At 65.6% G+C, this 19,633-nt stretch carries 27 protein-coding genes, 1 tRNA gene and 1 pseudogene; 7 read left to right on the top strand and 22 right to left on the bottom strand.

What is annotated here, in order from left to right:
* Positions 1–9: 9 nt before the first annotated feature.
* From rpsE to QZ749_RS25135, 19 genes are all read right to left on the bottom strand, one after another.
* Positions 10–528 carry a 30S ribosomal protein S5 gene (rpsE, locus tag QZ749_RS25225; protein ID WP_036240359.1) on the bottom strand — a complete coding sequence of 173 codons (519 nt, stop codon included), beginning with the start codon at positions 526–528 and terminating at the stop codon, positions 10–12.
* A gap of 12 nt (positions 529–540) precedes the next feature.
* Positions 541–903 (bottom strand): 50S ribosomal protein L18, encoded by a 363-nt coding sequence (gene rplR / locus QZ749_RS25220; RefSeq protein WP_109345400.1) that lies wholly within the window; start codon positions 901–903, stop codon positions 541–543.
* Positions 904–915: 12 nt separating this feature from the next.
* Positions 916–1,449 carry a 50S ribosomal protein L6 gene (gene rplF / locus QZ749_RS25215; protein ID WP_296953163.1) on the bottom strand — a complete coding sequence of 178 codons (534 nt, stop codon included), beginning with the start codon at positions 1,447–1,449 and terminating at the stop codon, positions 916–918.
* A 10-nt stretch (positions 1,450–1,459) separates the two neighbouring features.
* Positions 1,460–1,855, bottom strand: a complete 396-nt coding sequence (rpsH, locus tag QZ749_RS25210) for a 30S ribosomal protein S8 (protein ID WP_296953161.1) — start codon at positions 1,853–1,855, stop codon at positions 1,460–1,462.
* Positions 1,856–1,869: 14 nt separating this feature from the next.
* The gene (rpsN, locus tag QZ749_RS25205; protein ID WP_296953159.1) at positions 1,870–2,175 is read right to left on the bottom strand and encodes a 30S ribosomal protein S14; all 306 of its coding nucleotides are present in this window, start codon (positions 2,173–2,175) and stop codon (positions 1,870–1,872) included.
* Between the two features lie 4 nt (positions 2,176–2,179).
* Complete coding sequence (rplE, locus tag QZ749_RS25200; RefSeq protein WP_296953157.1) at positions 2,180–2,719, bottom strand: 50S ribosomal protein L5; 540 nt, start codon at positions 2,717–2,719, stop codon at positions 2,180–2,182.
* Between the two features lie 6 nt (positions 2,720–2,725).
* The gene (gene rplX, locus QZ749_RS25195; protein ID WP_296953155.1) at positions 2,726–3,040 is read right to left on the bottom strand and encodes a 50S ribosomal protein L24; all 315 of its coding nucleotides are present in this window, start codon (positions 3,038–3,040) and stop codon (positions 2,726–2,728) included.
* A 10-nt stretch (positions 3,041–3,050) separates the two neighbouring features.
* On the bottom strand, positions 3,051–3,419 hold the full coding sequence (rplN, locus tag QZ749_RS25190; RefSeq protein WP_036172202.1) for a 50S ribosomal protein L14: 369 nt from the start codon (positions 3,417–3,419) through the stop codon (positions 3,051–3,053).
* 272 nt (positions 3,420–3,691) lie between these two features.
* On the bottom strand, positions 3,692–3,964 hold the full coding sequence (gene rpsQ / locus QZ749_RS25185) for a 30S ribosomal protein S17 (protein ID WP_047826119.1): 273 nt from the start codon (positions 3,962–3,964) through the stop codon (positions 3,692–3,694).
* Positions 3,961–4,152, bottom strand: coding sequence for a 50S ribosomal protein L29 (gene rpmC, locus QZ749_RS25180; RefSeq protein ID WP_036240341.1), 192 nt, complete (start codon positions 4,150–4,152; stop codon positions 3,961–3,963). Before rpmC ends, rpsQ begins: the two co-directional genes overlap by 4 nt.
* A gap of 12 nt (positions 4,153–4,164) precedes the next feature.
* Positions 4,165–4,584: a 50S ribosomal protein L16 gene (gene rplP, locus QZ749_RS25175; protein WP_005663456.1), complete on the bottom strand. Its 420-nt coding sequence runs from the start codon at positions 4,582–4,584 to the stop codon at positions 4,165–4,167.
* Between the two features lie 2 nt (positions 4,585–4,586).
* On the bottom strand, positions 4,587–5,384 hold the full coding sequence (gene rpsC / locus QZ749_RS25170) for a 30S ribosomal protein S3 (protein WP_296953149.1): 798 nt from the start codon (positions 5,382–5,384) through the stop codon (positions 4,587–4,589).
* Positions 5,385–5,394: 10 nt separating this feature from the next.
* The gene (gene rplV / locus QZ749_RS25165; protein ID WP_170976705.1) at positions 5,395–5,727 is read right to left on the bottom strand and encodes a 50S ribosomal protein L22; all 333 of its coding nucleotides are present in this window, start codon (positions 5,725–5,727) and stop codon (positions 5,395–5,397) included.
* Positions 5,724–5,999, bottom strand: a complete 276-nt coding sequence (gene rpsS / locus QZ749_RS25160; RefSeq protein ID WP_078034747.1) for a 30S ribosomal protein S19 — start codon at positions 5,997–5,999, stop codon at positions 5,724–5,726. Before rpsS ends, rplV begins: the two co-directional genes overlap by 4 nt.
* 9 nt (positions 6,000–6,008) lie before the next feature.
* On the bottom strand, positions 6,009–6,836 hold the full coding sequence (gene rplB / locus QZ749_RS25155; protein ID WP_166857984.1) for a 50S ribosomal protein L2: 828 nt from the start codon (positions 6,834–6,836) through the stop codon (positions 6,009–6,011).
* Positions 6,836–7,153, bottom strand: coding sequence for a 50S ribosomal protein L23 (rplW, locus tag QZ749_RS25150; protein ID WP_230023578.1), 318 nt, complete (start codon positions 7,151–7,153; stop codon positions 6,836–6,838). The genes rplB and rplW overlap by 1 nt, the downstream gene beginning before the upstream one ends.
* Positions 7,150–7,770 carry a 50S ribosomal protein L4 gene (gene rplD, locus QZ749_RS25145; RefSeq protein WP_296953147.1) on the bottom strand — a complete coding sequence of 207 codons (621 nt, stop codon included), beginning with the start codon at positions 7,768–7,770 and terminating at the stop codon, positions 7,150–7,152. The genes rplW and rplD overlap by 4 nt, the downstream gene beginning before the upstream one ends.
* Positions 7,771–7,773: 3 nt before the next feature.
* Positions 7,774–8,430, bottom strand: a complete 657-nt coding sequence (gene rplC, locus QZ749_RS25140; RefSeq protein ID WP_296953146.1) for a 50S ribosomal protein L3 — start codon at positions 8,428–8,430, stop codon at positions 7,774–7,776.
* Positions 8,431–8,699: 269 nt separating this feature from the next.
* Positions 8,700–8,776 (bottom strand) — tRNA-Val (locus tag QZ749_RS25135).
* Between the two features lie 376 nt (positions 8,777–9,152).
* On the opposite strand from QZ749_RS25135, the gene ggpS reads away from it, so the two are divergent.
* The 7 genes from ggpS (at position 9,153) to QZ749_RS25100 (ending at position 17,754) form a co-directional block, all read left to right on the top strand.
* Complete coding sequence (gene ggpS, locus QZ749_RS25130) at positions 9,153–11,468, top strand: glucosylglycerol-phosphate synthase (RefSeq protein WP_296953144.1); 2,316 nt, start codon at positions 9,153–9,155, stop codon at positions 11,466–11,468.
* A gap of 33 nt (positions 11,469–11,501) precedes the next feature.
* Positions 11,502–12,617, top strand: coding sequence for a mechanosensitive ion channel family protein (locus tag QZ749_RS25125; RefSeq protein WP_296953142.1), 1,116 nt, complete (start codon positions 11,502–11,504; stop codon positions 12,615–12,617).
* Positions 12,618–12,771: 154 nt separating this feature from the next.
* Positions 12,772–13,791, top strand: a complete 1,020-nt coding sequence (locus tag QZ749_RS25120; RefSeq protein ID WP_296953141.1) for an ATP-grasp domain-containing protein — start codon at positions 12,772–12,774, stop codon at positions 13,789–13,791.
* Complete coding sequence (locus QZ749_RS25115) at positions 13,788–15,029, top strand: phosphoribosyltransferase domain-containing protein (protein WP_296953139.1); 1,242 nt, start codon at positions 13,788–13,790, stop codon at positions 15,027–15,029. Before QZ749_RS25120 ends, QZ749_RS25115 begins: the two co-directional genes overlap by 4 nt.
* Positions 15,007–15,759, top strand: a complete 753-nt coding sequence (locus tag QZ749_RS25110) for a hypothetical protein (protein ID WP_296953137.1) — start codon at positions 15,007–15,009, stop codon at positions 15,757–15,759. Before QZ749_RS25115 ends, QZ749_RS25110 begins: the two co-directional genes overlap by 23 nt.
* Positions 15,756–16,862: a cysteine protease StiP domain-containing protein gene (locus tag QZ749_RS25105; RefSeq protein ID WP_296953136.1), complete on the top strand. Its 1,107-nt coding sequence runs from the start codon at positions 15,756–15,758 to the stop codon at positions 16,860–16,862. The genes QZ749_RS25110 and QZ749_RS25105 overlap by 4 nt, the downstream gene beginning before the upstream one ends.
* On the top strand, positions 16,855–17,754 hold the full coding sequence (locus tag QZ749_RS25100) for an HpcH/HpaI aldolase/citrate lyase family protein (RefSeq protein WP_296953135.1): 900 nt from the start codon (positions 16,855–16,857) through the stop codon (positions 17,752–17,754). The genes QZ749_RS25105 and QZ749_RS25100 overlap by 8 nt, the downstream gene beginning before the upstream one ends.
* Here QZ749_RS25100 and QZ749_RS25095 read toward each other — a convergent pair.
* From QZ749_RS25095 to tuf, 3 genes and pseudogenes are all read right to left on the bottom strand, one after another.
* A complete protein-coding gene (locus QZ749_RS25095; RefSeq protein ID WP_296953133.1) occupies positions 17,747–18,634 on the bottom strand; it encodes a hypothetical protein in 888 nt (295 codons plus the stop codon). The two genes, QZ749_RS25100 and QZ749_RS25095, sit on opposite strands and share 8 nt — an antisense overlap.
* Positions 18,635–18,767: 133 nt before the next feature.
* Entirely contained in the window at positions 18,768–19,085 is a 318-nt protein-coding gene (gene rpsJ, locus QZ749_RS25090; RefSeq protein ID WP_005663509.1) for a 30S ribosomal protein S10, read from the bottom strand.
* A 303-nt stretch (positions 19,086–19,388) separates the two neighbouring features.
* Positions 19,389–19,633: pseudogene (tuf, locus tag QZ749_RS25085) on the bottom strand (elongation factor Tu); the annotation flags it as partial.

The raw sequence follows: 19,633 nt of genomic DNA, 5'->3' as shown, positions 1-19,633 counted from the left end.
GTATTCCCCTTAACCCAGGATCTCTTCCACCGACTTGCCGCGCTTGGCAGCGATGTCAGCCGGAGTACTCATTTTTGCCAGACCGTCGAGGGTCGCGCGAACCAGGTTGTACGGGTTCGACGAACCGGTCGACTTGGCGACCACGTCGGTCACGCCCATCACCTCGAAGATGGCGCGCATTGCGCCACCCGCGATCACGCCGGTACCCGGCTTGGCCGGCGACATCATCACGTACGACGCGCCGTGGCGGCCGGTGACGCTGTGCTGCAGCGTGCCGTTCTTCAGGGGCACCTTGATCAGGTTGCGGCGGGCTTCTTCCATCGCTTTCTGCACGCCGACCGGAACTTCCTTCGACTTGCCCTTGCCCATGCCGATGCGGCCATCGCCGTCACCGACAACGGTCAGCGCTGCAAAACCCATGATACGACCACCCTTGACCACCTTGGTCACGCGGTTGATCGCGATCATTTTCTCGCGCATGCCATCATCCGGCTTGTCGCTTGCCATTTTCGCTTGCATTTTTGCCATGACGATTCTTCCTTAGAACTTCAGACCGGCTTCGCGCGCGGCTTCTGCCAGCGCCTTGACACGGCCGTGGTAACGGAAACCCGAACGGTCGAACGCGACTTCGGTGATCCCTGCTTTCAGTGCTTTTTCTGCGACGCGCTTGCCGACCAGGGCAGCCGCGGCAGCGTTGCCGCCGGCGCCAGTCTTGCCAGCCAGTTCCGCACGCACTTCCGCTTCCAGCGTCGAAGCCGACACCAGGACTTTGGCGTCCGGGCTGATCAGGTTCGCGTAGATGTGCAGGTTGGTGCGATGCACCGACAGGCGGTTCACGCCCAGCTGCGCGATCTTGATACGGGTTTGGCGTCCGCGGCGCAGACGCGATTCTTTCTTGTCCATCGTCAGCTCCGATTATTTCTTCTTGGTTTCTTTCAGCTTAACCACTTCGTCCGAATAACGGACACCCTTGCCTTTGTAAGGCTCCGGCGAGCGGTAAGCGCGCACTTCTGCAGCAACCTGGCCGACCTTTTGACGGTCGATACCCTTGATCACGATCTCGGTCGGGGTCGGGGTGGTTGCGGTGACGCCTTCCGGCATCGCGTGCAGGACCGGGTGCGAGAAACCCAGCGACAGGTTCAGGGCGTTGCCCTGGACGGCGGCCTTGTAACCCACGCCGACCAGGTTCAGCTTGCGCTCGAAGCCCTTGGTCACGCCGGTCACCATGTTGTTGACCAGTGCACGCAGGGTGCCCGACATCGCGTTCGATTCGCGCGAATCGTCGATCACGTCGAAGGTCAGCGTGCCATTGTTGTTTTCCACTTTGACCAGGCCGTTCAGCGGCTGGGTCAGGGTGCCCAGCGGGCCCTTGACGGTGATCGACGACGCGTTGATCGCGACATCGGTACCGGCCGGGACGGCGATTGGCATCTTAGCTACTCGAGACATCGTCTACTCCTTAAGCCACGTAGCACAGCACTTCGCCACCGACACCGGTTGCGCGTGCTTTGCGGTCGGTCATCACACCCTTCGGGGTCGAGACGATTGCCACGCCCAGGCCGTTCATGACCTGAGGGATTTCATCCTTGCCCTTGTAGATGCGCAGGCCAGGACGGGACACGCGCTCGATGCGCTCGATAACCGGACGGCCAGTGTAGTACTTCAAACCGATTTTCAGTTCAGCCTTGCCACCTTCGGTGGTCACGGCGAAATCTTCGATGTAACCCTCGTCCTTCAGGACGTTGGCGATCGCAACTTTCACTTTCGACGACGGCATCGACACGTTGGTCTTCTGCACGCCCTGTGCGTTGCGGATGCGGGTCAGCATATCGGCGATAGGATCGCTCATACTCATTGCTTGTTCTCCTATTACCAGCTAGCTTTGGTCATACCCGGGATTTCGCCTTTCATGGCGAATTCGCGGAGCTTGATACGGGCCAGACCGAATTTACGGAAGGTGCCACGGGGACGGCCGGTCATGGCGCAGCGGTTGCGCTGACGGGTCGGGTTCGAGTTACGCGGCAGGGCCTGCAGTTTCAGGCGGGCTTCGTAACGCTCTTCTTCCGACTTGGTCTGGTCGTCGATGATTGCTTTCAGAGCGGCACGCTTTGCGGCGAATTTCTCCACCAGGTCTGCACGCTTCTGTTCGCGGTTAATCAGTGCAAGTTTTGCCATGAACTTAGTTCCTGAACGGGAATTTGAATGCGGCGAGCAGCGCTTTGGCTTCTTCGTCGGTCTTAGCGGTCGTGGTGATCGAGATGTTCATGCCACGCAGCGCATCGATCTTGTCGTAATCGATTTCCGGGAAGATGATCTGCTCTTTGACGCCGATGTTGTAGTTGCCGCGACCGTCGAACGATTTGCCGCTCACGCCACGGAAGTCACGCACGCGCGGCAGGGCCACGGTGATGAAGCGGTCCAGGAATTCGTACATGCGGGCGCCGCGCAGGGTCACCATCGTGCCGATCGGGTAGCCTTCGCGGATCTTGAAACCGGCGATTGCCTTGCGGGCCTTGGTGACGACCGGCTTCTGGCCAGCGATCTTGACCAGGTCGCCGGTTGCGTGCTCGATGATCTTCTTGTCTGCGACGGCTTCCGACAGACCCATGTTCAGGGTGATCTTGGTCAGGCGCGGGACTTCCATCACCGACTTGTAACCGAATTTTTCGGTCAGTTCGGCAACGACTTTGTCTTTGTACAGTTGTTGGAGACGGGCCATTTCTTATTACCCTTTCACTACTTCGCCGTTCGACTTGAAGACGCGGACTTTTTTGCCATCCACTTCCTTGAAGCCAACGCGATCAGCCTTGCCGGTCGCTGCATTGAACAGCGCGACGTTCGACACGTGAATCGGCATGGTCTTGTCGACGATACCACCAGTTACGCCGGTCATCGGGTTCGGCTTGACGGCCTTCTTGGCCACGTTCACGCCTTCGACGATGACGTGCTCAGCATCTACGCGCTGCTGAACGACACCGCGCTTGCCCTTGTCCTTGCCGGCCAGGACGATGACTTCGTCGTTTTTACGAATCTTAGACATTACGACTCCCTTACAGAACTTCAGGTGCCAGGGACACGATCTTCATGAACTTCTCGGTGCGCAGTTCGCGCGTCACCGGTCCGAAGATACGGGTGCCGATCGGCTCCAGCTTGGCGTTCAGCAGCACGGCGGCATTGCCGTCGAACTTCACCAGGGAACCATCTTGGCGGCGCACACCCTTGGCAGTGCGCACGACCACGGCATTGTAGATTTCACCTTTCTTGACGCGGCCGCGCGGAGCAGCTTGCTTCACGGTGACCTTGATCACGTCGCCAATGCTGGCGTAACGGCGCTTGGAGCCGCCCAATACCTTGATGCACAGGACTTCTTTTGCACCGGTATTGTCGGCCACTTCGAGCCGGCTTTCGGTTTGAATCATGATATTTTCTTTCCCAACTTAAGCCGTAGAAAATCCCACGGTATTACCGTAGGCCTGCGGTCAGTCTTGGTCCCGCCGCGCCGCCCGGAACCGGACGCCACGTTTGGGTGATTGGACTTTCCAATGTACTTCATTGCAGGCCGCAGCAATCGCGGGGGACAAACTGCGGCAACACATGAACGAAGCCCGCTAGTATCTCAGATACCAGCGGGCCTCGCAAGACAAATTTTAAGCGTGTCGTAAACGCTACGGCGCGTTACGACTCGCTTTTCTTACAGAACCTGTGCGACCTGTACGACTTTGGTCAGGGTCCAAGCCTTCGTCTTCGAGATCGGGCGACCTTCCTGGATCTCGACCGTGTCGCCGGTCTTGGCCTGGTTGGTCTCGTCGTGCGCGTGATACTTGTTCGAGCGCACGATGATCTTGCCGTACAGCGGGTGCTTGACGTGACGCTCGACCAGCACGGTTACCGTCTTGTCCATTTTGTCGGACACGACCTTGCCGACCAGCGTACGCTTCAGCGCCGTTTTAGTGGTGTCGTTCATTTGGCTTCCTTCTGGTTCATCACGGTCTTGACACGCGCGATATCGCGGCGAACTTTCTTCAGCTGGGCGGTATTGGTCAGCTGCTGCGTAGCGATTTGCATGCGCAGGCCGAACTGCGCCTTCAGCAGCTCATTCAGCTCTTGCTGCAGAGCTGCCTGATCCTTGCCGCGGAGTTCCGTTGCTTTCATTCTTAACTCCTGTTATTGGCCGACTTGGCGCACCACGAAAGTGGTTGCCAGCGGCAGTTTGGCAGCGGCCAGGCGGAATGCTTCGCGCGCCAGTTCTTCTGCGACGCCGTCCATCTCGTACAGGACCTTGCCCGGCTGGATTTCAGCGACGTAGTATTCCGGATTACCTTTACCGTTACCCATACGGACTTCGGCCGGCTTGTTCGAGATCGGCTTGTCCGGGAAGATGCGGATCCAGATGCGGCCGCCACGCTTGATGTGACGGGTCATGGCACGACGCGCCGCTTCGATCTGGCGTGCGGTGATACGGCCGCGGGCAACTGCCTTCAGGCCGAATTCGCCGAACGACACTGCGGTGCCGCGGGTGTGCGAAATGCCGGTGTTACGGCCCTTCTGCTCTTTACGATACTTTCTGCGGGATGGCTGCAGCATGCTTATTCTCCTGCTTTCTCAGCAGCAACCGGCTTGGCAGCGCGGCGGCCTGCTGGAGCGGTACCTGGTTTGGCGCCCGGACGGCCACGGCCTGCCGGCTTGCCATCATCGCGACGCGGACCGCGCGGTTTTTTCTCGTCGGCCGGCACGTCGATGACCGGAGCTTCACCGGTCGGCGAACGGTCGCCCTTGTAGACCCAGACCTTCACGCCGATGATGCCGTACGTGGTCGAGGCTTCGCTGGTGCCGTAGTCGATGTCGGCGCGCAGGGTGTGCAGGGGCACACGGCCTTCGCGGTACCATTCGGTACGTGCGATCTCGATGCCGTTCAGGCGGCCCGACGACATGATCTTGATGCCGACGGCGCCCAGGCGCATCGCGTTCTGCATCGCGCGCTTCATGGCGCGGCGGAACATGATGCGCTTTTCGAGCTGCTGGGCGATCGAATCGGCGATCAGCTGCGAGTCGATTTCCGGCTTGCGGATCTCTTCGATGTTCACGTGCACGGGCACGCCCATGATCTTGGTCAGCGACGACTTCAGGACTTCGATGTCTTCGCCTTTCTTGCCGATCACGACGCCAGGACGCGACGAGTAGATCGTGAAGCGCGCGTTCTTGGCCGGACGCTCGATGACGATGCGGCCGACGGAGGCGTTCTTCAGTTTCTTCTTCAGGAAGGCGCGGGCTTCCAGGTCTTCCTTCAGCATGTCGGCGAAGTTGCCGTTGCCAGCGTACCAGCGCGATGCCCAGTTACGGGTGACCGCCAGGCGGAAGCCGGTTGGGTGGATTTTCTGACCCATCGTATGCTCCTTAGTTACCGACAGTCACGTAGACGTGACAGGATTGTTTCGAAATGCGATCGCCGCGGCCTTTTGCACGAGCCGTGAAACGCTTCAGGATCGGGCCCTTTTCGACATAGATCTGAACCACTTTCAGTTCGTCGATGTCGGCACCATCGTTGTGCTCGGCGTTCGCGATGGCGGACTCCAGCACTTTCTTGATGATGGTGGCGCCTTTTTTCGGGCTGAACTGCAGGATGTTCAGCGCAGCGTCGACCTTCTTGCCGCGGATCAGGTCCGCAACCAGGCGGCCCTTCTGCTCCGACAGGCGAACGCCTTTGAGGATAGCTTTAGTTTCCATTATTTCTTCGCCTTCTTGTCAGCGGCGTGGCCCTTGAACGTGCGGGTCAGGGCGAATTCGCCCAGCTTGTGACCGACCATGTTCTCGGAGACGTACACCGGCACGTGCACCTTGCCGTTGTGGACAGCGATCGTCAGGCCGATGAAGTCCGGGGTGATCGTCGAGCGGCGCGACCAGGTTTTGACCGGCTTCTTGTCTTTGGTCGCTTGCGCGGCTTCGACCTTCTTCACCAGGTGGGCGTCAATGAACGGCCCTTTTTTCAATGAACGAGTCATGTCTTATCCTTATTTCTTGCCGCGGCGCGAAACGATCATCGAAGACGTACGCTTGTTCGAACGCGTCTTCTTGCCCTTCGTCTGCTGGCCCCACGGCGACACCGGGTGACGACCCGCAGCCGTACGACCTTCACCACCACCGTGCGGGTGGTCGATCGGGTTCATCACGACACCACGGACGGTCGGACGAACGCCGCGCCAACGCATGGCACCGGCCTTACCGATCTTGCGCAGGTTGTGCTCGCCGTTGCCGACTTCGCCAACCGTTGCGCGGCACTCGATGTGCACGCGGCGCACTTCACCCGAGCGCAGGCGAACCTGGGCGTAGGTACCTTCGCGGGCCATCAGCACGACGCCGGCGCCTGCGGTACGGGCCATCTGGGCGCCCTTACCCGGCAGCATCTCGACGCAATGCATGGTGGTGCCGACCGGGATGTTGCGGATCGGCAGGCAGTTACCCGACTTGATCGGCGCTTCCGAGCCGTTCATGACGGTATCGCCCACGGACATGCCCTTGGTGGCGATGATGTACGCGCGGTGACCGTCGGCGTAGCACACCAGAGCGATGTGCGCGGTACGGTTCGGGTCGTACTCGATGCGCTCGACCTTGGCCGGGATACCGTCCTTGTTGCGCTTGAAGTCGACCACGCGGTAGTGGTGCTTGTGACCACCGCCGATGTGGCGGGTGGTGATGTGGCCGTTGTTGTTACGGCCGGCGGTCTTCGATTTTTTCTCAACCAGGGCTGCGAACGGACGACCCTTGTACAGGTCGGCGTTCACAACCTTCACCATGCCGCGGCGGCCTGGGGAGGTTGGCTTCATCTTAACGAGTGCCATTATTTAGCCTCCTCGACAAAATTGATTTCCTGGCCCGGCTTCAGGGCCACGAAAGCGCGCTTGGTGTGGTTGCGACGACCGACGAAACGGCCCGAACGCTTCTGCTTGCCTTCGCGGTTCACGGTCTGCACCGATTCCACTTCGACTTTGAACAGCAGCTCGACGGCGGCTTTGATTTCCGGCTTGGTCGCGTCCGGCAGGACCTTGAACACGATCTGTTCGTTCTTTTCCGCGACGAAGGTCGCCTTTTCGGAAATGACCGGAGCCAGCAGCACCTTCATCAGGCGCTCTTCGCTGAATTTGATTGCGGCGCTCATGCGTACATCTCCTCGATCTTGGCCAGAGCAGCTTTGGTGACCAGGACTTTCTTGTAGAACACCAGCGACATCGGATCGGCATGCTTCGGCTCGACGACCAGCACGTTCGGCAGGTTGCGCGATGCCAGCAGCAGGTTTTCATCGATCGTGTCGGTGATCACCAGGACCGATTCCAGGCCCATGCTCTGCAGCTTCTGCGACAGCAGCTTGGTCTTCGGGGCGTCGATCGTCAGGTTCTCGATGACGTTCAGGCGTTCTTCGCGGGCCAGCTGCGAGAAGATCGAGCAGATACCTGCGCGGTGCATCTTCTTGTTGACCTTGTGCGTGAAGTTCTCGTCCGGCGAGTTCGGGAAGATGCGACCACCACCGCGCCACAGCGGCGACGACGACATACCGGCGCGGGCGCGGCCCGTGCCTTTTTGACGCCACGGCTTCTTCGTGGTGTGGCTGACTTCTTCACGATCCTTCTGCTTGCGGTTGCCGCTGCGCGCGTTGGCGGCGTAGGCGACCACGATCTGGTGGATCAGGGCTTCGTTGTAATCGCGACCGAAGACTTCGTCGGTGACGGTCACGTTCGAGCCGGCTTGGCCTTGCTCATTCAGGAGCTTGAGTTCCATCGTTTAAGCTCCCTTCTTGGCTTTGACTTTGACGGCAGGCGAGACGACCACTTGGCCATTCTTCGCGCCCGGGACGGCACCCTTGACCAGCAGCAGCTGACGCTCTGCGTCGATGCGGGCGATTTCCAGGTTCTGGGTGGTGACGGTAACGTCGCCCAGGTGACCGGTCATGCGCTTGCCAGGGAACACGCGGCCCGGATCCTGCGCCATACCGATGGAACCCGGCACGTTGTGCGAACGCGAGTTACCGTGGGTGGCGCGGCCCGATGCGAAGTTGTAACGCTTGATGGTACCGGCGTAGCCTTTACCGATCGAGGTGCCTTGCACGTCGATTTTCTGGCCGACTTCGAACAGGGAAACATTGACTGCGTCGCCGGCCTTGAAACCAGCGGCTTGTGCGGCGTCGATGCGGAATTCCTTCAGCAGCGTGCCGGCTTCGACGCCAGCTTTGGCGTAGTGACCCGCAGCGGCCTTGTTCACGCGCGAGGCGCGACGTTGACCGAATACGACCTGAACTGCCGAGTAACCGTCAGTTTCAGGAGTTTTGATTTGCGCAACACGGTTGTTCGACACGTCCAGCACGGTGACGGGGATCGAATCGCCGTCGTCCGTGAAGATGCGCATCATGCCAACCTTGCGACCGAGAAGGCCCAGGCTCATTTTTTCTCCATTCCCACCTACGATTGGGCGGGGCTAGTTAGTACTACAAAACGCATGGGTCAAAAAAGACAGACCCACACCGAAGCCGGCTAGTATAGCGCGCGCTACGGATGGACGCAACAGGAGAATGCGAAGATTGACGCACGCTGTTACGTTTTCACGCTGTAGTCTTGGAGATCAGAGGAATCCATTCCGGCGGAATGGCACAGAGAAGACACACCGCTGCATCTTCTCTCTGCAGGCTCGGGGCCTGCGCAATGGAGGAATTCTGGTGGGCGGTGCAGGATTCGAACCTGCGACCCCTTGGATGTCGACCAAGTATTCTAACCAGCTGAACTAACCGCCCGGGGAGCCGCATTATACGAGCATCTTTTGGCAAAGCGCAATAGCGAATTTCGAAAATCCATGCGCATCGAATATGCCCCACCGGCGCCGGCCAACCGTGCCCCGGTTGTCGATGTTTTTTTGCAATGTTAGACTAATGGGGTTCCAACGAGGGAACAGACGCCGTCTCACAACAACAACCATCCTCACGCTGGCGCCCGGCCCGGCTCATGCAGCCACCGCGGTTCGTTCCCTCCTCGCGGCAGACGCAACGACGACGCGTCCTGCCATTCCCGTGCGCATACGTGGCATCGTGCCCCGTTCCCGCACGCCATCTCTCGTCGTGCCGGCACCGTGCCGGCGATACGGCGGGACATCTCGACAACAAGGATGATCCCATGACCGCAGCGATTCCCTTTCGTTCCCGTTCCCCTTTCCTGGACCCGCGCAAGCTCGTGCTTGCCACCGACCTCGACGGCACCCTGCTGGCCGGCCCGCAAGAGGCGCGGCGGCGGATACGCGACCTGTTCGGCGGCGGACTGGAAGGCGCGCAGCTGGTGTTCGTCACCGGCCGCGGCCTGGAATCGGTGATGCCGCTGCTGGCCGACCCGACCATCCCCACGCCCGCCTACATCATCGCCGACGTCGGCGCCACCATCGTGCACGGCGACCTGACGCCGGTCGAGCCGCTGCACCACGAGATCGCCGCGCGCTGGCCCGGCAGCCAGGCCGTGCTGAGGGCGCTGGCCGGCTTCCCGCAACTGGCGCGCCAGAGCGTGCCGCAGGAGCGGCGCTGCTCCTTCCTGGTCGGCGAAAGCGCCATCACGCCGGCCCTGCGCAGCGCCGTCGAGCAACTCGGCTGCGACCTGCTGTTCTCGGCCGGGCGCTACCTCGACGTGCTGCCGCGCAGCGTCGCCAAGGGCGCGGCCCTGCGCCGCCTGGCGGACGCGGCGGGCTTCGATCCCGCCCACATCGTCGTCGCCGGCGACACGCTGAACGACCTGTCGCTGTTCGAGGCGGGCTTTCGCGGCATCGCCGTGGGCGGGTCCGAACCGGCGCTGGTGGCGGCGGTGGCCCGCATGAAGCACGTGTTCATCGCCGAGAACGCCGGCTGCGGCGGCATCCTCGACGGCCTGGCCCACCATGGCCTGCGCGAAGCCGGCCCCGGCGCGCCGCCGGCCGCCGAGACGCGCGGCAAGGCCGAACTCGTCATGGTCTACCACCGCCTGCCGTTCGACGAGGCGGTCGAGGACGGCGTGCCGGTGCGGCGCCGCCCGAAGAGCCCGAACGGCATCATGCCCACGCTGTTGAGCCTGTTCTCGAACGGGCGCACCGGCTCCTGGGTGGCCTGGTCGCAGCAGGAGTCGCGCGCGCCGGCGGGGTTCGCCAGCCACGTCGCCGTCGACCCCGAACGCTATCCGAACCTGGAGGCGGCGCGCATCGCCCTCACGGCGCAAGACGTCGACCTGTTCTACAAAAAATTTTCCAAGGAAGCGTTCTGGCCGATCATCTTTTCCTTCCCCGACCGCGCCGTGTTCCGCCAGGACCACTGGGAGCGCTTCCTGGAAGTGAACCGCCTGTTCGCCGAGCAGACCGCGCGCGAGGCCGCCGAAGGCGCCACGGCCTGGATCCACGACTACAACCTGTGGATGGTGCCGGCCTTCCTGCGGCCGCTGCGCCCGGACCTGAAGATCGCCTTCTTCCACCACACGGCCTTCCCGTCCAGCGACGTGTTCAACATCCTGCCGTGGCGCCGCGACATCGTGGCCAGCCTGCTGCAGTGCGACTACGTCGGCTTCCACATCCCGCGCTACGCCGAGAACTTCCTCGATGCCGCGCGCTCGTTCACCCCGCTGGAAGTGGTGGCCAGCGCCCCGTGCGCGCCGCGCTTCCTGACCTATGGCTGCGCGCTGGGCGTGGACCGCACCACCACCGCGATCGAGGTGGCGGGCCGGCGCGTGGCGCTGGGCGCGCACCCGGTCGGCACCGACGTGGCGCTGATCGAACGCCTGGTGGCCACGCCGCGGGTGGCGGCCGACCTGGCCGAGATCGACGCCTACCTGGCCGGCCGCACCGGTATCGTCTCGATCGAACGCCTGGACTACGTCAAGGGCTCGCTGGAAAAGCTGCAGGCCTTCGAGCGCCTGCTGGAACGCCACCCGGAACTGGCCGGCAAGGTCACGCTGCTGAACATCATCACGCCGGCGGCGCCCGGCATGGAAATCTACGACACCCTGCGCGAGGAGCTCGACCGCACGGTGGGCCGCATCAACGGCCGCTTCTCCACGCTCGAGTGGGTGCCGGTACGCTACTTCTACCGCTCGCTGCCGTTCGAGGCGGTGCTGGCCCACTACGCCGCCTGCGGCATCGCCTGGATCACGCCGCTGCGCGACGGCCTGAACCTGGTGGCCAAGGAATACATCGCGGCGCGCCGCGCGGTGGGCAAGCCGGGCGTGCTGATCCTGTCCGAATTCGCCGGCGCCGCCGTCGAGCTGCACGGCGCCCTGCTGACCAATCCCTACGATGCCGACTCGATGACCAGCACGCTGTACCGCGCCATTACCATGGGGCCCGACGAAGCCGCCTACCGCACGGAACGCATGGGCGCCATCGTGGCCGAGCACGACGTCGCGCGCTGGGGCGGGGAATTCCTGGATGCCGTCGCTGCCGCCGCGGCGGCGGCCGATGCCGGCGCCCAGGCGCGCGCGGCGTGACGGCGCCACCGGAACCAACGAAAGGAAGATTGCATGCAACTGGTGTTCTTCAATAACACGGTCATGACCTGGCTGACGGCCCTCGGCATCGCCGCCGGGGTCGCGCTGGCGCTCTACGTGCTCAAGCGGGTGGTGGTGCACCACCTGCGCATCCTGGCCGGGCGCACCGCGACGCGCCTGGACGACATCGCCGTCGAGGCGCTCGCCGCCACCCGCCCGCTGGTGATCGCGATCATGGGCGTCTACGTCGGCAGCACCTACCTGGACCTGCCGCCCTCGGTCGACCTGTTCGCCACGCGCGCGGCCATCGTCACCGGCCTGCTCCAGGCCGCGCTGTGGGGCAATGCGGCGCTGCGCGGCTGGCTCCAGCAATACTATGCGGAGCGCGCCGCCGAGCCGGGACGCGCCACCTCGGCGGCGGCGGTCGGCTTCATCCTGCGCATGGTGCTGTGGGTCGTCATCCTCCTGATGATCCTGGATAACCTGGGCGTGAACATCACCACGCTGGTGGCCAGCCTGGGCATCGGCGGCATCGCGGTGGCGCTGGCCGTGCAGAACGTGCTGGGCGACCTGTTCGCCTCGCTCTCCATCGTCCTGGACAAGCCCTTCGTCAACGGCGACTTCGTCATCGTCGACAAGTTCCTGGGCACGGTCGAATACGTGGGCCTGAAGACGACGCGCATCCGCAGCCTGGGCGGCGAGCAGCTGATCTTCTCGAACGCCGACCTGCTCAAGAGCCGCCTGCAGAACATGACGCGCATGAGTCGCCGGCGCGTCGTGTTCTCGATCGCCGTCACGTACGACACGCCGCGCGAGAGGCTCGCCGAGCTGCCGGCGATGCTGGCGGCGATCGTCAAGGCGCAGCCGGACGTCAGCTTCGACCGCGCCCACTTCCAGGGCATCGGCCCGGCGGCGATGAACTTCGAGGTCGTGTACTGGGTCGAGTCGCCCGACTACGTCCGCTTCATGGACATCCAGCAGCAGATCCTGCTGCAGGTCGTCGACGGCCTGCAGGAACGCGGGGTGCGCCTGGCCTACCCCACGCAGACGCTGCACCTGCCGGACGTGCGCGCCGGCGTGGAACTGGCGCAGCAGGCCGGCCGGCATGGCATCACGCCGGCGCCGGGGCCGGCGGCACCGCAGCCCTGATCCCCGCCCCCGGGGCGCCGTCCATGCGGGATGCATCGCTGTCAATCTGAAATTTGCTTCGGTATTTCTCGATATACAATGGATTGATTAGCGCCTATATTGGCAGCGCCGCCGGGGCTTCCCGCGGCCTGCCAACTCACCCGGGGAATCCTGCATGCGCGTCTGGTACAACAGGACGTTCTCGTCCGTCCATGCGGCCATCGCCCTCATTCGCGATGCCGACACCGAACACCGTTTCACGATCGTCCACAGCCACCCCAACCGCCACGTGCCGGCGGCGCGCCTGGCCCATGCATTCCACCTCGAGCCGACCGGCCTGAAAGGCGACGCCTACGTCGACTGGTGCCTGGCCTTCTGCCGCGACCAGCGCATCGACGTCTTCGTGCCGGGCCGCGAGGCCACCGTGCTGGCCGCCGAGCATGCGCGCTTCGCCGACGTCGGCACGCGCGTGCTGAGCGCGGCGCCGGCGCCGCTGCTGCACCGCATCCACGACAAGGCGCGCTTCTACCTCGACACCGACCTGCCGCAGGCGCCGGTGGCGGCGTTCCGCCGCTTCGAGACGCTGGAGGAATTCGACGCCGCCTGGGCCGAACTGCGCCCGCGCCACGGCAAGCTGTGCGTGAAACCCTCGCACTCGATCTACGGCCTGGGCTTCGCCGTCGTCGACGAGGCGAGGAGCAGCGCCGCGCTGCTGCTGGCCGGCGTCGAATACCACGTCGGCTACCAGGACCTGCGCCGCGGCCTGGCCGAGCTGGGACGCTTTCGCACCATGCTGCTGATGGAATTCCTCGACGGCCCCGAGTACAGCGTCGACTGCGTGGGCGACCACGGCCGGCTGGTGTCCGCCGTCGTGCGGCGCAAGCTGGCGCAGTCCGGCGCCGGCCAGCTGGTCGACATGCGCGCCGACATCCTGGATGCGACGGCCAGGCTGTGCGCGGCGTACCAGCTGAACGGCGTCGTCAACGTCCAGTTCCGCGAAGGCGGCGGCCGCCCGCGCCTGCTGGAGATCAATCCGCGCATGTCGGGCGGGATCGGCATGGCCTGCCTGGCCGGCCCCAACCTGCCCTATATCGCGCTGCGCGGCTTCGTCGACGGCTTCGACGGCCTGGACGTGCCGCCGGCGCGCGACGGCATGCGCATCGGCGAAGTGAGCGTCGCGACGGAACTGCCATGAACGCGCCGCTGTTCGCCGATCCTTCCGCCGCCCCTTCCTCCGGCCCCATTGCGGCGCCTGCTGCCGCGTCTTTTGCCGACCCCGCGCGCCGCAGCCTGGCGCTGCCGACCGGCATGCTCGACCTGCGCCTGGAACGCGGCGCCGCCGAACTCGACGACCTGCTCGGCTTCGCCGCGCGCGCCAATGCGAAGCGCGGCTTCCTGTTCCTGAGCAAGGTGCTGGGCAAGCACTGGCCGTCGCGGCCGTCCGCGATGCTGGACGTGCACGCGCGCCTGGCCGCCGGCGTGCCCGCCACGGACGGCCCGGTGGTCTTCATCGCCATGGCCGAGACGGCGATCGGCCTGGGCCAGGGCGTGTTCGAAGCCTGGCTGCGCGCCCATCCGGGACGCGCGGCGCTGTTCCTGCACACCACCCGCTACCGGGTCGGCGCCGGCGCGCTGATCGAATTCGAGGAAGCGCACAGCCACGCGCCGCGCCAGTTCCTGCACGCGCCGTCGGACCCCGCGCTGCACGCCCTGCTGGCGGCGGCGCGCACGCTGGTGCTGGTCGACGACGAAGCCAGCACCGGCAACACCTTCGTCAACCTGGCGCATGCCTGCCGCCGCCTGAATCCGGGCATCGAACGCGTGCACCTGGCGACGATCGTCAACTTCATGGGCGCGGCCGCCACGGCCGGGCTGGACGCGCGCTTCGGCCTGCCCGTCAGTACCGGCGCGCTGGTCGAGGGCACGTTTTCGTTCGCGCCGGGCGCGCTGTCCACCACGCCGGGCGCGGCCCAGCGCTTCGACGCGGACGCCGAACGCGGCGCCAGCCCCGCCTTCGGGCGCCTGGGCCTGGCGCGCGCCGTGGCCGCGCCCGATGCGCTGGCCACGCGCCTGGCCACCGGCGTCGCGCCGGGCGCGCGCGTGCTGGTGCTGGGCACCGGCGAATTCATGCACGCGTCCACGCTGCTGGGCGCGGCGCTCGAGCGGCTGGGCGTGGACGTCGTCGTGCAGTCGACCACGCGCTCGCCGGTGCTGCGCTGGGGCGCGGTGGCGCAGGCGCTCGACTTCCCCGACAACTACGGCGAGGGCATCGCCAACTACCTGTACAACGTCGCGCCCGGCCAGTACGACCACGTGCTGGTGTGCCACGAAACGGCGCCCGGCCCGGCGCTGCACGGCCTGGCGCGCACGCTGGACGCGCGCCTGTTCCACTTCCGCTCGGAGCACGACATTGAAGAAGTTCCTGTTCGCTGACCTCGACGACACGCTGTTCCAGACCATCGGCAAGTGCCCCGGCCCGGACGGCCTGGAGCCGGCCGCCTGGTACCAGGACGGCAGCGTGTGCTCCTACACCACGCGCGCCCAGCGCGCCCTGTTCTCGCTGCTCCACGACGGGATGACGGTGATCCCGACCACGGCGCGCGACCGCGACGGCCTGCGCCGCGTCGGCCTGCCCTTTTCCAGCTACGCCGTGATCGACTACGGCGGCGTCGTGCTGGAACCCGGCGGCGGCGTCGACGCGAGCTGGATGGAACCCATGCGCGCGGCCATGCACGCGGCGCTGCCCGGCCTGCAGGAGCTCGCCGCCCACGTCGACGACCATGGCGCGCGCAGCAGCTACGGCGGCCGCGCGCGCATGATCGAGGACTTCGGCATCCCGTTCTTCCTGGTCGTGAAGGATCCGGACAAGGAGGCGTCCCGCCTGGCGCCGCTGGAGCGCGACGTGGTACGGCCGTGGATCGCCGACGGCGACCGCCCCTACGTCATCCACCGCAACGGCAACAACCTCGCCATCCTGCCGCAGGCGCTGGACAAGGCCCACGCGGTGGCCCACGTCGCCGCGCGCCTGCGCGCCGAGCACGGCGACATCGTCACCTTCGGCATGGGCGACAGCCGCTCCGACGCGCGCTTCATGGCCGACTGCGACTACGCCATCATCCCGCGCGGCACGCAGCTGGCCGGCGCCACGCTGGAGGCGCTGTGAGCTTCCACGGCAGCTACCGTCCGGACGACGTCGACTTCCTGCTGCGCCGCCTCGATCCGGCGTGCCAGGACTTCGTCGCCGTGGCCGCCAAGGAGCGCCTGATCCAGAGCGGCGCGCGCCACTACAGCCAGATGCTGTCGCCGGAGAGCGCGCCGTCGGCACGCTACATGCGACTGTTCGACGAGGCCTGCCGCGCCAACAACGGCCGCATGGCGCGCGACTGCCTGCGCCTGGCGGCGCTGGTGGCGCGGCGCCGCGCCGGGCCGCTCGCCCTCGTCTCGCTGGCGCGCGCCGGCACGCCGGTGGGCGTGGTGGTCACGCGCCTGCTGCGCGCCGTGTTCGGGCGCACGGTGCGGCATTATTCGGTATCGATCGTGCGCGACCGCGGCATCGACGCGCAGGCGCTGCGCCGGATCCTGGCGCTGGGCCACCGGCCGGAAGAAATCGTGTTCGTCGACGGCTGGACCGGCAAGGGCGTGATCGCGCGCGAGCTGGAACGCACCGTGGCCGCCTTCGACCGCGCCCACGGCACGGCGATCGACGCTGGCCTGTGCGTGCTGTCGGACCTGGCCGGCGTCGCCGCCTGCGCCGCCACGCGCGACGACTACCTGATCCCGTCGAGCATCCTGAACGCCACGGTCTCGGGCCTGGTCAGCCGCACGGTGATGGACGACGCCATGGGCGCGGACGACCTGCACGGTTGCGTGTTCTACGCGGACCTGGCGCCGCACGATCGCTCGCTGGCATTCGCCGACGCGCTGACGGCGCTGGCCCTGGCCCGGGCGCCCGGCATGGCGCATGGCGAACCGGACGCGGCCGACGTGGAGGACGTGGCGGCGGCACGGGAACGCTCGCGCGCCTGCATCGACGCCGTCATGCGGCGCTACGACATCCGCGACGCCAACCTGGTCAAGCCGGGCATCGGCGAAGCCACGCGCGTGCTGCTGCGGCGCGTGCCGCGGCGGGTCCTGCTGCGCGACCCGGCGGGCGCGGACGTCGCCCACCTGGCCCTGCTGGCCGGCGAAAAACGGGTGACGGTCGAGATCGACCCGGACCTTCCCTACCAAGCGGTATCCCTGATCAGGAGTGCATCCGATGGCTGACATCCTGGGCGCATCGCTGTATGTGCCGGCGAATCACAAGCACCTGGCGGACATCGCCGACGGCGAACGGCTGGCGCAGGCGCGCTCGCTGATCTTCTGCCTCGAAGACGCGATCGCCGACCGCGACCTGAGCTGGGCGCTGTTCAACCTGTCGATCGTGCTGGCGAACATGCGCGCGCAGGTGCCCGCGCAGCGCTTCGTGCGCGTGCGCAATCCGGACGTGATGGCGCGCGTGCTCGCGCTGCCGGGCGCGGACAAGCTGGACGGCTTCGTGCTGCCCAAGATCACGCGCCAGAATTTCGGCACCTACTTCCGCCTGGTGCGCGACACCCGTCACGTCCTGATGCCGACGCTGGAAACGGCGGAAGTGTTCGACGACGCCGAGATGCGCCTGCTGCGCGCCGCCTTCGAGGCGCCCGGCGTGCGCCACCGCATCCTGGCGCTGCGCATCGGCGGCAACGACCTGCTCGCCCTGCTGGGCCTGCGCCGCCCGCGCGGCATGACGCTGTACCGCACGCCGCTGGGCCCCGTGATCGCGCGCCTGGTCACCACCTTCCGCCCCTACGGCTTCACGCTGACGGCCCCGGTGTTCGAATACCTCGACCTGCCCGAGCTGCTCGACGAGGAGGTGCAGGAAGACCTGGCGCACGGCATGGTCGGCAAGACCGCGATCCACCCGACCCAGATCGCGCCGATCGAGCGTCACTTCCAGGTCCGGCCGCAGGACCTGGCGGTGGCGCGCGCCATCCTCGACCAGGAAGCCCCGGCGGTGTTCCGCATGCAGGATGCGATGTGCGAGGTGGCCACCCACCGGGCGTGGGCCGAGCGCATGGTGGCGCAGTCGCGCCGCTTCGGCGCCTGCAGTTCGCCGCTGCAGCAAGAATCTAGCTGAGCGCCTGCAGCAGCGTCGCGGGCCGGTCCACGTACAGGAACACGCAAGCCAGCCCGTCGCGCTCGCGGCCCAGGTGGCGCAGGCTGGCGCGGTGCGCGGGATCGAGGAGCAGGACGACGTTCGGCCTGTCGAATGGCGACACGGTCACCGTCCGGCGCACATCGATGCCATGCTTGCGGCACCACGCCGCGACCCGTTCGTCCAGGTGCCGGCAGGCACCGATCGCCGCCAGCGGGATCGTGCCTTCGGCGCGCGCGCCGACGCGCAGGGCCAGCCCGTCGGCGTTCAACACGTGGCAGCCGGCGCCGACGTGCCAGCGGTCGCCCAGCACCCACGCGAGCGCAGACACGCCGCCGGCCAGCATCAGGACGTGCAGCAGCTGGCGCTTGTCGTCGGCGACCGGCAGCACCGCCACGATGGCCGCATCCAGCGGCAGCTCGACCAGCGCGCAGAACACGGCGATGGCGACGGCGGTGCGGTAGGAACCGCGTTCGAGATAGGTAAATGCCTGGCCGACAGGGAGTGCGGCGTGCGGACGGCGCCGCAGCCAGTGGAAGACGCCCTGGCGCTGGGCTTGGCCGAGCCGTAGCAGGCCGACCAGTTCGGGCGGCAGCCAGGCGGCCGGCAGCGCATGCCAGCGCCTGGCCGCGGCGAGGGCGCGGCTGCGCGCCAGGGCGTCCGGCAGGTGCGCCAGGTCCTTGGCCATCAGCGGCAGCAGCGGCGCGACTGGCACGAGAGAACGCAGCGCCGACGCGCTGGCTGGCAGCAGCATCTTCAGGCAGATGCCGGCCAACAGCAGCAGCCAGGCAGCGCGCAGGACGTCCGTCCAGGGACGCAGGCGCAGGCGTTGGCCGACGCCGGTCAGGGAAAATAGGGGCATGGATGTCCTTGCTGCCGCTGTTGTTCTGATGACAGCATAGCAGGACGACATGCACAAGAAAACGGGGCCGGCCCGCAAAGCGGAACCGGCCCCGTGATCGCCGGCGGACGGATCCGCCGGAGTGAAACCTGGATTACTGCAGCTTGATCTCGACGTCGACGCCAGCCGGCAGGTCCAGCTTCATCAGTGCGTCGACGGTCTTGTCGGTCGGGTCCACGATGTCCATCAGACGCTGGTGCGTACGGATTTCGAACTGGTCGCGCGAGGTCTTGTTCACGTGCGGGGAACGCAGCACGTCGAAACGCTGGATGCGGGTCGGCAGCGGGACCGGGCCCTTGACGACGGCGCCGGTGCGCTTGGCGGTGTCGACGATTTCCAGGGCGGACTGGTCGATCAGTTTGTAGTCGAACGCTTTCAGGCGGATGCGGATTTTCTGATTCGGAGCGGACATGCTATTTCCTTAAAAAAGAACGAACCGGCGCGCGGCCGGCAATCATGTAATAGGTGTTGCTGTACTGCGGAGGGGACGGCAGTATAACACCGAACCATCCCTTGCTGCACAAGCAGAAGGGACAGAATTTGCATCCTGTCCCTTCTGTCTGTCGGATACGACAGCCCGGAGGCTGCCGCTTCCTGCTACCGGACCCGGCGATGAGGCCAGGATCCTGGCAACCACGGCGTAGCGGGGAATTCGCGGGACATGTCCCGCGCCCGCGTGGCGGCCTGCCCTTGCAAGGGCAGGCTCCTCAGCGTATCAGGCCAGGATCTTGGCAACCACGCCGGCGCCGACGGTACGGCCACCTTCGCGGATTGCGAAGCGCAGACCTTCTTCCATCGCGATCGGGGCGATCAGCTTGACAGTGATCGACACGTTGTCGCCCGGCATGACCATTTCCTTGTCGGCCGGCAGCTCGATCGAGCCGGTCACGTCAGTCGTACGGAAGTAGAACTGCGGACGGTAGTTGTTGAAGAACGGGGTGTGACGGCCGCCCTCTTCCT

This window comes from uncultured Massilia sp. (genome assembly GCF_913773735.1).
Lineage (GTDB): Bacteria > Pseudomonadota > Gammaproteobacteria > Burkholderiales > Burkholderiaceae_D > Telluria.
This window is presented reverse-complemented; position numbering and strand designations above follow the sequence as displayed.

Bases quoted from the DNA above. Each gene is read 5' to 3' on its own strand.
- rpsN (WP_296953159.1), bottom strand. From the start codon at position 2,175: ATGGCAAAACTTGCACTGATTAACCGCGAACAGAAGCGTGCAGACCTG.
- QZ749_RS25100 (WP_296953135.1), top strand. From the start codon at position 16,855: ATGGCTGACATCCTGGGCGCATCGCTGTATGTGCCGGCGAATCACAAG.
- rpsS (WP_078034747.1), bottom strand. From the start codon at position 5,999: ATGACTCGTTCATTGAAAAAAGGGCCGTTCATTGACGCCCACCTGGTG.
- rplF (WP_296953163.1), bottom strand. From the start codon at position 1,449: ATGTCTCGAGTAGCTAAGATGCCAATCGCCGTCCCGGCCGGTACCGAT.
- QZ749_RS25120 (WP_296953141.1), top strand. From the start codon at position 12,772: ATGCGCGTCTGGTACAACAGGACGTTCTCGTCCGTCCATGCGGCCATC.
- rplW (WP_230023578.1), bottom strand. From the start codon at position 7,153: ATGAGCGCCGCAATCAAATTCAGCGAAGAGCGCCTGATGAAGGTGCTG.
- QZ749_RS25095 (WP_296953133.1), bottom strand. From the start codon at position 18,634: ATGCCCCTATTTTCCCTGACCGGCGTCGGCCAACGCCTGCGCCTGCGT.
- ggpS (WP_296953144.1), top strand. From the start codon at position 9,153: ATGACCGCAGCGATTCCCTTTCGTTCCCGTTCCCCTTTCCTGGACCCG.
- rpmC (WP_036240341.1), bottom strand. From the start codon at position 4,152: ATGAAAGCAACGGAACTCCGCGGCAAGGATCAGGCAGCTCTGCAGCAA.
- rpsE (WP_036240359.1), bottom strand. From the start codon at position 528: ATGGCAAAAATGCAAGCGAAAATGGCAAGCGACAAGCCGGATGATGGC.
- QZ749_RS25125 (WP_296953142.1), top strand. From the start codon at position 11,502: ATGCAACTGGTGTTCTTCAATAACACGGTCATGACCTGGCTGACGGCC.
- rpsJ (WP_005663509.1), bottom strand. From the start codon at position 19,085: ATGTCCGCTCCGAATCAGAAAATCCGCATCCGCCTGAAAGCGTTCGAC.
- rpsH (WP_296953161.1), bottom strand. From the start codon at position 1,855: ATGAGTATGAGCGATCCTATCGCCGATATGCTGACCCGCATCCGCAAC.
- rplD (WP_296953147.1), bottom strand. From the start codon at position 7,770: ATGGAACTCAAGCTCCTGAATGAGCAAGGCCAAGCCGGCTCGAACGTG.
- rplN (WP_036172202.1), bottom strand. From the start codon at position 3,419: ATGATTCAAACCGAAAGCCGGCTCGAAGTGGCCGACAATACCGGTGCA.
- QZ749_RS25115 (WP_296953139.1), top strand. From the start codon at position 13,788: ATGAACGCGCCGCTGTTCGCCGATCCTTCCGCCGCCCCTTCCTCCGGC.
- rplB (WP_166857984.1), bottom strand. From the start codon at position 6,836: ATGGCACTCGTTAAGATGAAGCCAACCTCCCCAGGCCGCCGCGGCATG.
- rplR (WP_109345400.1), bottom strand. From the start codon at position 903: ATGGACAAGAAAGAATCGCGTCTGCGCCGCGGACGCCAAACCCGTATC.
- rplE (WP_296953157.1), bottom strand. From the start codon at position 2,719: ATGGCCCGTCTCCAACAACTGTACAAAGACAAAGTCGTTGCCGAACTG.
- rplC (WP_296953146.1), bottom strand. From the start codon at position 8,430: ATGAGCCTGGGCCTTCTCGGTCGCAAGGTTGGCATGATGCGCATCTTC.
- rplP (WP_005663456.1), bottom strand. From the start codon at position 4,584: ATGCTGCAGCCATCCCGCAGAAAGTATCGTAAAGAGCAGAAGGGCCGT.
- rpsQ (WP_047826119.1), bottom strand. From the start codon at position 3,964: ATGAACGACACCACTAAAACGGCGCTGAAGCGTACGCTGGTCGGCAAG.
- rpsC (WP_296953149.1), bottom strand. From the start codon at position 5,384: ATGGGTCAGAAAATCCACCCAACCGGCTTCCGCCTGGCGGTCACCCGT.
- rplX (WP_296953155.1), bottom strand. From the start codon at position 3,040: ATGTCTAAGATTCGTAAAAACGACGAAGTCATCGTCCTGGCCGGCAAG.